Raw genomic sequence first — 13,491 nt, 5'->3', positions numbered from 1 at the left:
GTTAAGAGCTGTCTATATTCGTGAAGATTCGTCGCTCGCCGCTTTACAATTCTTAACAGCAGTTACGCGGGGCTTGGAGCTATACTGCCCGCGACATCACCTGGTGAGGAAGGGTCCCGCAATATGCAGAAAAAGATACTGATCATCGACGACGACATAGGCCTTTGTGAACTGCTCAGCGAGTACCTTGTCTCAGAGGGATTCCTGGTGGATACGGTTCAGGACGGCGCGCGGGGAGCCGAGCGGGCGATGACGGAGGATTACAGTTTCGTGGTGCTGGACGTGATGCTGCCCGGACTGAACGGTTTCGAGGTCCTCTCCCGGATCCGGCGCAGCTCGAACGTGGCGGTGGTCATGCTTACGGCGCGCGGGGAAGAGGTAGACCGCATCGTCGGCCTCGAGATGGGGGCGGACGACTACCTCCCCAAGCCGTTCAACCCGCGCGAGCTGGTGGCCCGGCTGCGCGCCGTCCAGCGCCGCATGCAGCAGGAGCCGCAAGGGGGCGACGCCGCACCGGCCCGGCTTTGCGTCGGGGACGTGGAACTGGATTTCGGCACGCGGACGGTGCGCGCGTCGGGGGAGCCGGTGGAACTGACTTCGCTGGAGTTCTCGGTGCTGGAAGCGCTGGCCCGTTCGGCAGGGAGGGTGCTGAGCCGGGAGGAACTGACCAGGCAGGCGCTCGGGCGTCCCTTCAACGCTTTCGACCGCAGCATCGACGTCCACGTGAGCAGCATCCGGAAAAAACTCGGCCCGCTGCCGGGCGGCATGGAACGGATAAAATCGGTGCGCGGCATCGGCTACCTGTACAGCCACTCAGCCCAACCCCATTGATGGTCGAGGAGATCCGGCATGCGCAGCATGTTCATGAAACTCTTTTTCTGGTTCTGGCTCATCACCGTCCTCTCCGGCGGCATCTGCTTCATCCTCGCCTTCAACCTGAGGCTTTCGCCGATGCAGGCGCGGCGCATACACCACTTCGACGAGGAGCGCCGGCGCTTCGCGAGCCAGGCTCTCACCATGTACGGCCGCAACGCCGCCGCGCTGCGCGACAGGGGGGTTGCGATCGAAGGTGCCGAGGGTTTCGACGGCGACGGAATGAGGGCCTACCTCTTCGCCGCCGACGGCACCCCGATCTCGCCGGGCCCTTCGCCTCGTCTGGTCGACGCGGTCAGGGAAACGGCCAAAAGTGATGGCGGAGACGTCGCCCCGCGCCGGGACGACATCGTCGTGGTGCGGGTGGCCTCCCCTTCCGGCACCACCTTCCTCGCCGCCGCAGAGAAGGTGACCCACGTCCCGCCGGGGCCGCTGGGAGGGTTCCCTCTGCCCCCCGACTTCTGGCTCAACATGCTGATAACGCTGCTGGTCAGCGGCTGCGCATGCTACGGACTCGCCTGGGGACTCACCACCCCGATCCGCAGGCTGCGCGCAGCGACGCAGAGTTTCGCCGGCGGCGACCTGGGCGCCCGGGTCGAGTTGGGCAACGCCGCGGCCGGGGACGAACTGGCCGACCTGGGGCGCGACTTCAACCGGATGGCCGAACGCATCGAAAAGCTGGTGAACTCGCACCGGCAGCTTTTGCGCGACGTCTCGCACGAGCTTCGCTCACCGCTGGCGAGGCTCGGCGTCGCGCTGGGGCTGGCCCGCAAGAGCGCGCCGGCGGTCGCCTCGCTCGACCGCATCGAACAGGAGGCGGACCGGCTCAACCTGCTGATCGGGGAACTGTTGACCCTGAGCCAGATCGAGGGGGGGAGCGGCACGACGTCTTTCGGGAGGGTGGACCTTGCGGAACTGGTGCAGGAGGTGGTGCGCGATGCCGATTTCGAGGCGAACGCGTCCCGGCGCAGCGTCCAGTCGGCCTGCATGCAGGCGGTGATGCTGCACGGCAACCGGGAGATGCTGAGGCGGGCGCTGGAGAACGTGGTACGAAATGCGGTGCGTTACACCGAGGAGGAGAGCAGCGTCGAGGTGAGGCTCGAGCCCTCCGGGCCGGAGCGCGCCGTCATCAGGGTGCGCGATCACGGCCCCGGCGTCCCCGACGCGCAGTTGGAAGCGATCTTTCGTCCCTTCTACCGGGTGGGTGAGGCGCGGGACCGGGAAAGCGGCGGCAGCGGCATCGGACTTGCCATCGCCAGCGAAACCGTGGTCATGCACGGCGGCGGCATCTCCGCCCGCAACGCCGACGGAGGCGGTCTGGAGGTGGAGTTGATCCTCCCTCTGAACTAGTTCGCTGCGAATTGTTCTATGGCACATCGCAGTGACAGCGACAGAAAGTACTGTATAATCTGAGGCTAATCTCCTTCGCACGGATTAACATCACTCTCTGAGGCAAGCCGGGAATGAACAACACACTACCAGCCCATGGTCGTCTACGATGCAAAGACAGTTTCTGCACCAGCCTCGTCGTAGGAGTCATACTGGTCAACCTGTTCGCCTACCTCATGGTCGGCAATTCCCTCTACAACAGCCGCAAGCACTATGACAAGCTGGCTGAAGTCTCCACGCAGAACCTCGCCAAATCCCTGGAAGGAAACTTCTCCGACATCCTGGACAAGCTGAACATCGTACTCTTCTCGGTAGGGGAAGAGGCGGAAAGACAACTGGCTGCGCACGGTATCGACAGGGGCTCGCTGAGCGCATACGCCAAACAGCAGGTCCAGATACTGCCGGAAGCGGACAAGATCGCCATCACCGACCGGGCCGGCAACGTGCTCTGCGGCAGCGACAGCACGACCGAAGCGGTGAACATCAGCGATCGCCCCTATTTCAGCAGACTGCGCGACAACGCCGACCGGCAGTTGGTGGTGTCCCCGTTGCTGAAGGGGAAGGTCACCGGGCAGTGGAAGGTTATCGCCGCCAGACGCTACGACAACGCCGACGGTTCCTTCGCGGGGGTGGTGATCGGGACCATCGACGTCGCCTACTTCGACAAGCTCCTTTCTCACCTCGACATCGGCAAGTACGGCGCGGTCGGCGTTCGGGACGCGGATTTCAAGCTGGTCGCCCTGCACCCGAAAGGAAAGGAGCCGGCAAGCAGGATCGGCTCCGACGTGGTGTCGCAGAAGACACGCGCCATGATCCAGGCCAACCCGGTGACCGCCAGCTACAAGACCGTCTTCGCACGCGACAACAAGGAACGGATGGTCACCTTCCGCAAGGCGGCCAAGTACCCTTATTACATCTTCGCCACCATCTCGCCGGTCGATTACATGACCTCCTGGCGCAAGGAGGCGCTGGTCGGGGTGGTGCTGTTGCTGCTGTTCTCCGCCATGACGGCGGCTTCCGCACGTTTTCTGTACAAGAGCAAGGCGAGCGCCCTGCTCCACGCGGAGGCGCAACGCTACGGCGACGAGATGAGGCAGCAAAACGAGGAACTCAACGCGGCGCTGGCAAGGATCAAACGACTGGAAGGGATCATCTCGATCTGTTCCTACTGCAAGAAGATCCGCACCGAGCAGCAGTCATGGGAACAACTGGAAAAGTACTTGAGCGAACACTCCGACGCCATGTTCAGTCACGGCATATGCCCCGATTGTGCCGACGAACAGCAGCGGCTCTTTCGCGAGGTCGCCCTCTCACACAAAGACTGCACCAATTCCCACTAAACCTACCTGAGCTGTCTGCCGAATAGATCTCAAACAGTGATGATGCTTCGAACACCAGGACCGACTCAGCCCAGGCGGTGACACAGATGTTCTCCCGACTCTTCACGACCCGACGGTACGCCCTTACCATATGCTTCATCTGGGTGCTGCTCATCGCCATATCGCTCGTATGGTTCTTCGTGCAGCACCGAAACAACCTGAACGAGCTTGCCAAAGCGCAGGCCCGCATCGCCTTCGAAAAGGACCTGCTGTACCGCGAGTGGGCTTCCCAGCACGGCGGCGTCTACGCCCCCGTCACCCCCAAGACCCAGCCCAACCCCTACCTGGCCCACATCCCGGAACGGGACCTGAAGACCCCCTCGGGAAGGGAACTCACCCTCATCAACCCCGCCTACATGACCCGCCAGGTGTTCGAACTGGCACAAACCGAGAAACAGATCGCCACCGGACACATCACCAGCCTCAATCCGATCAGGGGTGAAAACGGACCCGACCCCTGGGAGCGAAAGGCGCTGGAGGCGTTTGAGAAAGGGGTACAGGAGGTGAGCGAGGTGGTCACCGTCGACGGGCGCCGCTTCGTGCGGCTCATGCGCCCCTTCAAGGTCGAGACCACCTGCCTTAAGTGCCACGCCGCCCAGGGCTACAAAAAGGGGGACATCCGCGGCGGCATCAGCGTGACGGTGCCGCTGGCGGTTTTCTCGGCGGGCTCCAGCCGCGAGCTCGCCAGTACCGCGGCCGCGTTGCTGCTGATCGGCATCGTGGGGGTCATCCTGATCCTTGCCGGGGCGAGAAAACTCTCGGAAAGCTCACGACGCCTGGAAGAGACCAACGCGGAACTGGTGAACGAGGTGACCGAACGCGAGATCGCCCAGGAACAACTCAGGGAGCACGCCGTCCTCTTGGAGGAGGAAGTCGCGGAACGCCAGGCGGCCCAGGAGGAGGCGGTGGCGAACCAGCGAAGGCTGGAACTGATCATGGATTCCACCCATGCCGCCATGTACGGCATAGACACCTCCGGGAGATGCATCTTCGCCAACAGGACCTGCCTGGAACTGACCGGGTACCAGAGCCAGGACGAGCTGCTCGGCAAGAACATGCACGACATCATCCACCACACCCTCCCCAACGGCATTCCCGCACCGGTGCCGCACTGCAACATCTTCCGGGCCTTCAGCGAAGGGAAAGGGTGCACGGTGCGCGACGAGGTGTTCTGGCGCAAGGACGGCACCTCGTTCCCGGTTGAATACTCTTCGTATCCCATCATGAACCACGGCGTCATCGAGGGCGCCGTAGTGAGCTTCGTCGATCTCACCGAGCGCATCGCGCTCGAGACGCAACTGCGCCAGGCACAGAAAATGGAGGCCGTGGGACAGCTGGCCGGGGGAGTCGCCCACGACTTCAACAACGTCCTGCAGGTGATCAGCGGCTACGGCAGCATCCTGAAACTCGATGAAAGGCTCGACGAGCGGCATAAACAGGAAATCGACCAGATCCTGTCGGCGGCAGAGCGGGCGGCGCAACTGACCCGGGGACTGCTCGCTTTCAGCCGCAAGCAGGTGATCACCCTGGCGCCGGTGAATCTCAACGACGTGGTGGAAAGCGTCCGGAAGTTCCTGGTGCGGATCATCGGCGAGGACATCCAGCTGCAGACGACGCCGAGCGCGGGAACGCTCTATATCATGGCCGACCTGGGGCAGATGGAGCAGGTCCTCATCAACCTCGCGACCAACGCCAGGGACGCCATGCCCAGGGGGGGCGTGCTCGCCATCGAAACGGGTAGCCAGGAGGTGGAATCCCCGCTGGACCAGGAATCGGGAGAGCACAAGCCGGGGCAGTACGCGGTGCTGACCGTGGCTGACACCGGTTGCGGCATGGATGCGGAGACCTCCAAGAGGATCTTCGAGCCGTTCTACACGACCAAGGAGGTGAGCAAGGGAACGGGACTGGGGATGGCAATCGTCTACGGCATCGTCAAGCAGCACAACGGGTTCATCAACGTCTACAGCGAGCAAGGCCACGGCACCACCTTCAGGATCTACCTTCCCATCTACCGTTCCGATTTGGTCCGGGACCGCGACGACGGTAAGGAGGCCGTGCCGCCGCGGGGAGGCAGCGAGACGATACTGCTCGCGGAGGACGATGACGGGGTGCGCAACCTGATCCTCTCCGTTTTGACCCGCTTCGGCTACCGCGTGATCCAGGCGGTGGACGGCCAGGACGCGGTGGAGAAGTACCTCGCGCACCGGGACGAGATCGACATGATCCTGATGGACCTGATCATGCCGCGCAAAAACGGCAAGGAAGCCTACGACGAGATCGCCGGCGTCAACCCCGGAGCGAAGGTGTTGTACGCCAGCGGCTACACGGCGGATTTCATCCAGAAGCGCGGGGTGACCGAGGAGGGAATCGACCTGATCATGAAGCCGATCCAGCCGATGGAACTGCTGCGGACGGTACGGGAGATGCTGGACGCGTAACAGGCAAAAGGCCTTTACTGCAGCGGGACTCCGGCGAGATACACCCGCTCCAGGCGCCCCCGGGCCAAAACGGTCGCCTCGATGCCTGCGCCGGCGTCGAAGCTGCAGCCGCCGAGCACCTGGAAGTCGGCGCGCTTGCCGGGTTGCAGCGATCCGGTGTCGGCGTCGATACGCAGGGCTAGGGCGCCGCCCAGGGTGGCCATGGCGAGGAGCTCCCGGCTGCTGAAGACGTTGGGGGCCGTCTGCTGGAGGAAACGGATCTCGTCCCACAGGGAAAGGGAATCGTTGCTGGCCAGCGAATCGGTGCCGACGGCCAGCGGCAGCCCCGCTTCCTTCAACAGCTTGTGGGGAGCGCAGCCGACGAAGAGACGGTCGTTGCTGCGCGGGCAGAGCACGACGCTCACGCCGCGCTGTTTGAGGATGGCGACGTCGTTGGGGGTGACATGGACCGCGTGCACCGCCAGGGTGGCGGCATCGAGCACGCCGAGATCGTCCAGGTAGCGTGTCGAGGTGGTGCGCATCGGGTGCGGCAGGTACTGCTCCCAGTGTGCCATGGGGTAGAGCAGTTCGGCGATGTCGCCGGTGCTGTCGTGCATGAAGGCGGCTTCGGCCGCCGTCTCGGAAAGATGCACCGCCTTGGGCGCGCCGAGCTTCCCGGAAAGATCCTGCAGGCAGCGGAACAGTTTCGCGGAAACGGTGTGGGGCGTGTGCGGGGAAAGACCGGGCAGCAACCCTCCCTGCAGGTTCGCGAGCGTCTCTTCCATGCGCGCCACCAACGTGTCGCACAACAAGGGGTCGTGGCCGATCGCCTCCAGGAAAAGCCTGCCGGTAAGCGCCGTGTCGCGGTACAGGGGAACCAGGGAGAGGTCGGAGAGGATGTCACCCACCGCGGTGGTGCCGGATTCCAGGCAAAGCCGCATCCCTTCCCGCGCCGAGTGCTCCAGCTCTCCCGGCGCCAGGGCGCGTTTTATCTTCACCACCTGCTGAATCCATTCCACGTAGCGCTTGGGGAGATAGTCGAGGTCCTTGCGGACTTTCCAGGCGGGGAAGTGGGTGAGCTCGAGATGGGTGTGCGCGTTCACCATGCCCGGCACGATCACCGACTCGTGCAGGTCGATGACCGGAGCGGAAAACTGCGCCCGCAGCTCGTGGACCTTGCCGACCGCGACGATGCGCCCGTCTTTGACGGCCAGGGCGCCGCCGGCTATGGGCGGAGAGGAAATGGGCAGCAGGTAGGATGCGGCGTAGATCTTCATTGCTTTAACCCCCAAAAGCTTTAACCACCAAAAGCATTAACCACAGAGGACACAGAGGAACACGGAGGGACATGCATCCCTGCTGTCAACAGATGCAGTGTAACAGGTAGTGGAAGGTAAGGCGAGAGGGACGCGAGGCGAAGCAAAGGCAAATCCCCCCTGTCCCCCCTTTATCAAGGGGGGACCTACGTTCATCTGCGGCGCCTCGTGGCAAGACGTTGCATGTTGCCCATTTTCCCAATCAATATAAAAAAGGACGCTGACGAATTTTTCTTTCCATCAGCGTCCTCTTTTTACCTGTCAGCGCGCGGCTAGTTCTTCCAGTGCACGCTCTTCAGAGTCGCCTGGCCGGCGGCTTCCTTGCGGGTGGGGAGCATCTTGTTCTTCTCGTCGACGAAGACCAGCTTGGGCTCGTGGGCGATGGCCTCGGCGTTTTCCATGTTCACGAAGCTCGCGATGATGACGAGATCCTGCGGCGCCACCAGGCGCGCGGCGGCGCCGTTGATGCAGATCACGCCGGAACCACGCTCACCCTCGATGGCGTAGGTCTCGAAACGACTGCCGTTGGTGACGTCCCAGATGCAGACGGCCTCGTACGGAATGATGTCGGCCGCTTCCATGAGATCGAGATCGATGGTGATGCTCCCCTCGTAGTGCAGGTCGGCACCGGTGACGGTGGCACGATGAATCTTGCTCTTCAGCATCTTCCTGTCCATATTCTTATTCCTCCCCTAGTACACAGTTGTCGATTAATCTTACCGAGCCGACCCGCACGGCCAGTGCGAGCAGCGTTCTCTCATCCGCTATCTGCAACGGGAGCAGGGTGTCCTGATCCCTGAACTCCAGGTAGTCGAGCTCCGCGACGCTCTCGGCCTCGATCAGCGCAAGCGCCTTTCGCCTCAACTCGGCGACGCTCCTCTCACCGGCCCGGAAGGCGTCACGGGCGGCGGCGATGGCGCGGGAAAGGCACAGGGCAGGCTCGCGCTCTTCCGGGGTGAGCCGGGCGTTGCGGGAACTGAGCGCCAGCCCGTCGGCCTCGCGCACGATGGGCATGCCGACGATCTCGACGTCGAAGTTGAAGTCCCGCACCATGCGCCGGATCACGGCGAGCTGCTGGAAGTCCTTCTTGCCGAAAAGGGCGACGGCGGGCATCACGATGTTGAAGAGCTTGGCGACCACGGTGGTGACGCCGCGGAAATGACCGGGACGGCTCGCGCCGCACAGCTCGGTGGTGAGACCTTCCACGTTGAGGTAGCTCTGGTACCCCGCCGGGTACATGTCGGCGGCCTTGGGGGCGAAGATCACGTCCACACCGGCCGCGGAGGCAACCTTCCGGTCGCGCTCGAAATCGCGGGGATAGCTGTCCAGGTCCTCGTTGACGCCGAACTGGGTCGGGTTGACGAAGATGCTGACCACGACGGTCTTGGCGCGCTTGCGCGCCTCCACCATGAGGGAGGCGTGCCCCTCGTGCAGGTAGCCCATGGTGGGCACCAGGGCGATCTCGCCCCGCCTCTGCCGCGCGAACTGCTGCATCTCGGCGACGGATTCGATGATTATCATTTGAAACAATGCCTTTCTTCGGGAAATGCGCCGCCCTTGACGTCGGCGATGTAGTTGGCGACGGCCTCGCCGATGATCGGCGCGAGCTCGGCGTAACGCTTGACGAACTTCGGGGAGTACTTGCTGCACAGCCCCAGGATGTCGTGGATCACCAGCACCTGCCCGTCGCAATGCGGACCGGCTCCGATGCCGATGGTCGGGATGGTGAGCTCCTCGGTGATGCGCTGGGCAAGGCCCATGGGGATCCCTTCCAGCACGACGGCGAAGGCGCCGGCCGCCTCGACCGCGCGGGCGTCCTCGATCAGCTTCTCGGCCTGGGCGTCACCCTTTCCCTGAACCTTGTAGCCCCCCATGCGGTGCAGCGACTGCGGGGTGAGGCCGATGTGCCCCATGACCGGGATATCCATGGCGGTGATGGCGGCGATGGTCTCGGCGACGTTGACGCCCCCCTCGATCTTGACCGCGGCGGCGCCGCCGTCCTTCACCAGAAGTCCCGCGTTGAGGCGCGCGCTCGTGAGATCGGTCTGATAGGAGAGAAAGGGCATGTCGGCCACCACGAACGCCTTGGGGCGCGCCCGCATCACGGCCCTGGTGTGGTAGATCATGTCTTCCATGGTGACCGGGAGCGTGTTGTCGAATCCGGCCACCACGACACCGACGGAATCGCCGACGAGGATCATGTCGATGCCGGCGGCGTCGATGAGACCGGTCAGGGGGAAGTCGTAGCTGGTCAGGACCGTTATCTTTTCCCCTTCCGCTTTCATCCTGTGAAAGTCGAGAACGGTTTTGGCTTTGGTCATCGTGTCTTCGGCTCCTGTGTCAGTGATGGTGGCAAGAGTCGGGCGAATGATTATTCGCCCCTACAGCATTTGCGTATACAAGTTAGCAAAACGGGGTGCTAGCACTTCGGAGCTATGGGCGCCCCGGGGCTCCCCACCCGCCTTTTGGACAAAAAAAAACGTCTCCGGTGAGGAAGACGCTGTATAAAGAAGAATGCGCACACAGTCATGGCGCAGTTCTGCTCAGCTTATCGCTTCCCGTACCGGTTCCTTGCGAAATCCAGGCGGTATGTACGTGCTGTCGGCGCTCTTGGCGGCTCCACTTATCTATAGCGGGCCAAACGCCGTTAGAAACTAACACAACCGTTGCGACAAAGTCCAGACTTTTTCTCAAAACCAAGAGCAAAAGGAAAAGCAGTTACGCAAAGTACACGGAGTATCCGCGAAGAACATGAAGAGAAGCGCTTGACAGGGAAAATCTAAATCGAAAATCCGCTTTGCGGTCATCCGCATGCTCGGCGTTCTTTGCGTAACCGCTTCGTCCTTGTTGTGCCTTTATTACTCCGCGCTCGCCCTGATCTGCTCGAGCTCCTTGACCACCTGGCCGCTCTCGTGCTGGCGCTGTTCGATACCGTCGAAGATCGCCTCGGCCATCCTGGCGACGTAGTCGATGCTGCCCTTGATCTCGCCACTGTCGGCGCTCTGGCGCCCGGCGGCGGTGACCATGTCGTGGGTCATCTCTTTTACGTCCTCCAGGGCGCGCGCCACGGCCTTGGTCGCCTGCCCCTGCTCTTTGGACGCCTTGAAGACCTGCATGGTCATGGAGCTCACGTCTTCGATGGAACGGGTCACCAGCTGCACGCTGGTCGCCTGCTCTTCGGTGGCGAGCTTGATCTGCTCGGTCATGTCCAACGCCTTCTGGGAACTCTCCAGGATGCTCCCGAGCGATGCGCCGGTCTGCTGCCCGAGCTTCACCCCCTTCTTGACCAGTTCCTTGGTGGTGGTCACGCTGTCCGCCGCGATGCGGGACTCGGACATGATCTCCTCGATGATGCCGGTGATCTCGCCGGTGGAGAGACCGGTCTGCAACGAGAGGTTCCTGATCTCGTCGGCGACCACGCCGAAGCTCTTGCCGTACTCGCCGGCTTGAGCGGCGATGATGGAGGCGTTGAGCGCCAGGAGATTGGTCCGCTTGGTGATGTCGTTGATGACGCTGACGAACCCTTCGATCCGGCCGCTGTTGGCGCTCAGGCGCTTGATCCCCTCGTAGGAGAGATCGACGGAACGCTGGATCTCGGCCAGGGCGCCCACGGTTTCCTGCACGATGCGGGTCCCCTGCTCGGCGTGTTCCTTGACACGGCTGGAGAGGCTGTGGGAATGCCCCGTGCTCTTCTCCACCTGCCTCAGGGTCGAGGTGATCTGTTCCATGGCGGAAACCGACTTGTACACCGAGTCGGACAACGCATCCATGTTGTGGGTGATCTGGTCGGTGGCAACGGAGATCTGGGCGGCGGAAGCGCTGGCGCTGTCGACCGATTCCATGACGCCGTGGCTGGCGGCGTCGATCTTGATGGCGCCACCGGAAAGGGACTCGGCGGCAGTCACCAGGCGGTAGAGATTGGAGGAGAAGTTATCCCTGCGCTGGGAAAGATCCGAGAAGGTCCTCCCCAGCTCCAGGGTGAGCCGGTCGATGGACTGCAACAGGCTGATGCGCATGAGGGCCGCCGCGGCCTGGTCGGCAAACAGCCGGATGGTGTCGACGTCGGTATCGTTGAGGGCGCGGTGGCTCTTTTTGTTGTCCAGGCCGAAGACCCCGATGGTCTCACCCTTGAGGATGATGGGGCAGAGGATGAAAGTGGAGGAGCGCAGCGGCTCGATGGTGTCAAAGGGGGACTGGAGCAGGTAGTCGGCGGGGTACTTGGAGATGTCTTCGATGAAGAAGACCTGCCGCTCCAGGAAGCTCTTGTAGATGACGCCGGAACGGGCATCGAGCGGAACGGTGACCTCGGGGCCCACAGCGCTGTCGTTGCCGGCGCTGGCGGCGAAGTAGAGGTTCTTGCGCTCGTCGTCGACCATGAGGACGTTGACCCGCTCGTAGCCCAGCACCTCGTGCAGCCCCTCCACGCAGAGGTCCATCACGTCCTCGCTGCGCACCGCCTTCTGGATCCGGCTGTTGATCTTGTGGAAGTTCTTGATGTTGTTGTCGAGGACCTTGTAGCGGTTCTCGAAGAGCTTCTTCTGGCCGTCCACCTCCTGGACCAGCTGGTCCAGCTTTTCACCCTTCTGATGAAGTTCGTCGATCGCTTTGCCGATGAAGAAGCCGACCACGGCCAGCACCACCGCGGTCCCCCCGCCCATGTAGACGTAGAGGGCCATCCCCTGGGCGCTGTGGGTCATTTCGGAGAAGAGCTGTGCGGAGATGGGGAGGTTGGGATCCGAGAACAGCAAAAGACGCAGGACGATCCACCCCAGCGGGGCCATGGACCCTAGAAAAAAGCCGGCAAGCGCGTAGAGCTGGCTCCTGTTGGCTCCGGCAATCGGGTTCTTCATATCTAAACCACCTCGTTGCGTTCTTTGCCGCTGGGTGCGGCCGGAGAAATTTTCCGCAGTCTAGTTCAGAGATTAGGCAAAGTCAACCATATCCTTAATCTACCGGCCGAGCATGATCCCCAGTGCCTCCGCGTGCCGCACCATCTCCCCGTCGGGATCGATCAGTTTGAGGCTGCGCACGGCGTCTTCGATGGGAACCGAGGTGATGTGTCTTCCCTTCAGGCAGACCATCTGGCCGAAGGAACCGGACTCGACGAGCTCCACGGCTTTTACGCCGAACCTGCTGCCGACGCAGCGGTCGAAGGTTGACGGAGAGCCGCCGCGCTGCAGATGTCCGAGCACGGTGACCCGGATGTCCATCTCCAGGACGCCGCCCAACTCGCGCGACAGCGCCTCCCCTACCCCGCCAAGCCTTTCCACCACGGATTTCCCGCCGGCCGCCTCCCTGAGCACGCGGTTGCCTCCCTTGGGGAAGGCCCCTTCCGCGACCACGACCACGCTGAAGCGCCGGCCGCGTCTGCAGCGCGCGATGATGGCGTCGCGGATGCGGTCGATGTCGTAGGGGATTTCCGGGATGAGGATGACGTCGGCACCGCCGGCGATGCCGGACTCGAGGGCGATCCACCCGGCGTAGCGTCCCATCACCTCGAGCACCATGACCCGGTGATGGCTTTCCGCGGTGGAATGAAGCTTGTCCAGGGCATCGGTCGCGGTCTCGAGCGCCGTGTTGTAGCCGAAGGTGACGTCGGTTTCCAGGAGGTCGTTGTCGATGGTCTTGGGGACGCCCACGATGGGGACGCCGCGCCTCATCATCTCCTGGGCGATCTTGAGCGAGCCGTCGCCGCCCACCACGATGAGCGCGTCCAGGCCCAGTTTCACGATCCGGGAGCGGACCTCCTCGGAGACGTCGACCAGTTCCACCTTCCCCTCGCGCATGATGGGAAAGGCGAAGGGGTTGCCGCGGTTGGAGGTGCCGAGGATGGTGCCGCCGCGCGGCAGGATGCCGCGCACCTCCTCGAGGCCTAAGGGGCGGCATTTTTCGGGATGGAGGAAACCGTCGAAGCCGTCCTCGATGCCGACCACCTCCCAGCCGCGTCCGATCGCCGCCTTCACCACGCCCCTGATCACCGCGTTCAAGCCGGGGCAGTCCCCGCCGCCGGTCAATATGCCTATCTTCATTGCTGTCCCCCCTAAAGATTGCTCACGCAAAGCCGCAAAGTCGCCAAGCGAAGCAAAATCTATTTACGTCAAAAAAGCTTCGTGTTTG

General features: G+C 62.9%; 10 protein-coding genes. 4 read left to right on the top strand and 6 right to left on the bottom strand.

Annotation, left to right across the window (positions count from 1 at the left end):
* Positions 1 to 123 precede the first annotated feature (123 nt).
* The 4 genes from KP004_RS05515 to KP004_RS05500 all read left to right on the top strand — a co-directional run bounded on the left by KP004_RS05515 (position 124) and on the right by KP004_RS05500 (position 6,079).
* Positions 124 to 831: a response regulator gene (locus KP004_RS05515; protein ID WP_216801371.1), complete on the top strand. Its 708-nt coding sequence runs from the start codon at positions 124 to 126 to the stop codon at positions 829 to 831.
* An 18-nt stretch (positions 832 to 849) separates the two neighbouring features.
* The gene (locus tag KP004_RS05510) at positions 850 to 2,223 is read left to right on the top strand and encodes an ATP-binding protein (protein ID WP_216801370.1); all 1,374 of its coding nucleotides are present in this window, start codon (positions 850 to 852) and stop codon (positions 2,221 to 2,223) included.
* 113 nt (positions 2,224 to 2,336) lie between these two features.
* The gene (locus KP004_RS05505; protein WP_216801369.1) at positions 2,337 to 3,602 is read left to right on the top strand and encodes a PDC sensor domain-containing protein; all 1,266 of its coding nucleotides are present in this window, start codon (positions 2,337 to 2,339) and stop codon (positions 3,600 to 3,602) included.
* A gap of 86 nt (positions 3,603 to 3,688) precedes the next feature.
* Positions 3,689 to 6,079, top strand: coding sequence for an ATP-binding protein (locus KP004_RS05500; RefSeq protein WP_216801368.1), 2,391 nt, complete (start codon positions 3,689 to 3,691; stop codon positions 6,077 to 6,079).
* Positions 6,080 to 6,093: 14 nt separating this feature from the next.
* Here KP004_RS05500 and KP004_RS05495 read toward each other — a convergent pair whose 3' ends face one another.
* From KP004_RS05495 to KP004_RS05470, 6 genes are all read right to left on the bottom strand, one after another.
* Positions 6,094 to 7,335 carry an amidohydrolase family protein gene (locus tag KP004_RS05495; protein WP_216801367.1) on the bottom strand — a complete coding sequence of 414 codons (1,242 nt, stop codon included), beginning with the start codon at positions 7,333 to 7,335 and terminating at the stop codon, positions 6,094 to 6,096.
* A 311-nt stretch (positions 7,336 to 7,646) separates the two neighbouring features.
* The gene (gene panD / locus KP004_RS05490) at positions 7,647 to 8,051 is read right to left on the bottom strand and encodes an aspartate 1-decarboxylase (RefSeq protein WP_183351179.1); all 405 of its coding nucleotides are present in this window, start codon (positions 8,049 to 8,051) and stop codon (positions 7,647 to 7,649) included.
* Positions 8,052 to 8,055: 4 nt separating this feature from the next.
* On the bottom strand, positions 8,056 to 8,895 hold the full coding sequence (panC, locus tag KP004_RS05485) for a pantoate--beta-alanine ligase (RefSeq protein WP_216801366.1): 840 nt from the start codon (positions 8,893 to 8,895) through the stop codon (positions 8,056 to 8,058).
* Positions 8,892 to 9,695: a 3-methyl-2-oxobutanoate hydroxymethyltransferase gene (gene panB, locus KP004_RS05480; RefSeq protein ID WP_216801365.1), complete on the bottom strand. Its 804-nt coding sequence runs from the start codon at positions 9,693 to 9,695 to the stop codon at positions 8,892 to 8,894. Before panB ends, panC begins: the two co-directional genes overlap by 4 nt.
* A gap of 537 nt (positions 9,696 to 10,232) precedes the next feature.
* A complete protein-coding gene (locus tag KP004_RS05475) occupies positions 10,233 to 12,224 on the bottom strand; it encodes a methyl-accepting chemotaxis protein (RefSeq protein ID WP_216801364.1) in 1,992 nt (663 codons plus the stop codon).
* 99 nt (positions 12,225 to 12,323) lie between these two features.
* Positions 12,324 to 13,403: a 6-phosphofructokinase gene (locus tag KP004_RS05470; RefSeq protein ID WP_216801363.1), complete on the bottom strand. Its 1,080-nt coding sequence runs from the start codon at positions 13,401 to 13,403 to the stop codon at positions 12,324 to 12,326.
* Positions 13,404 to 13,491: the final 88 nt, after the last annotated feature.

It is taken from the genome of Geomonas oryzisoli (genome assembly GCF_018986915.1).
Lineage (GTDB): Bacteria > Desulfobacterota > Desulfuromonadia > Geobacterales > Geobacteraceae > Geomonas > Geomonas oryzisoli.
Note: the sequence above shows the minus strand (reverse complement) of the source record. Positions and strands in the feature narration are given on the sequence as shown.

Excerpts from the sequence above, each read along its gene's own strand:
- KP004_RS05515 (WP_216801371.1), top strand. The coding sequence starts at position 124 with ATGCAGAAAAAGATACTGATCATCGACGACGACATAGGCCTTTGTGAA.
- KP004_RS05510 (WP_216801370.1), top strand. The coding sequence starts at position 850 with ATGCGCAGCATGTTCATGAAACTCTTTTTCTGGTTCTGGCTCATCACC.
- KP004_RS05505 (WP_216801369.1), top strand. The coding sequence starts at position 2,337 with ATGAACAACACACTACCAGCCCATGGTCGTCTACGATGCAAAGACAGT.
- KP004_RS05500 (WP_216801368.1), top strand. The coding sequence starts at position 3,689 with ATGTTCTCCCGACTCTTCACGACCCGACGGTACGCCCTTACCATATGC.
- KP004_RS05495 (WP_216801367.1), bottom strand. The coding sequence starts at position 7,335 with ATGAAGATCTACGCCGCATCCTACCTGCTGCCCATTTCCTCTCCGCCC.
- panD (WP_183351179.1), bottom strand. The coding sequence starts at position 8,051 with ATGGACAGGAAGATGCTGAAGAGCAAGATTCATCGTGCCACCGTCACC.
- panC (WP_216801366.1), bottom strand. The coding sequence starts at position 8,895 with ATGATAATCATCGAATCCGTCGCCGAGATGCAGCAGTTCGCGCGGCAG.
- panB (WP_216801365.1), bottom strand. The coding sequence starts at position 9,695 with ATGACCAAAGCCAAAACCGTTCTCGACTTTCACAGGATGAAAGCGGAA.
- KP004_RS05475 (WP_216801364.1), bottom strand. The coding sequence starts at position 12,224 with ATGAAGAACCCGATTGCCGGAGCCAACAGGAGCCAGCTCTACGCGCTT.
- KP004_RS05470 (WP_216801363.1), bottom strand. The coding sequence starts at position 13,403 with ATGAAGATAGGCATATTGACCGGCGGCGGGGACTGCCCCGGCTTGAAC.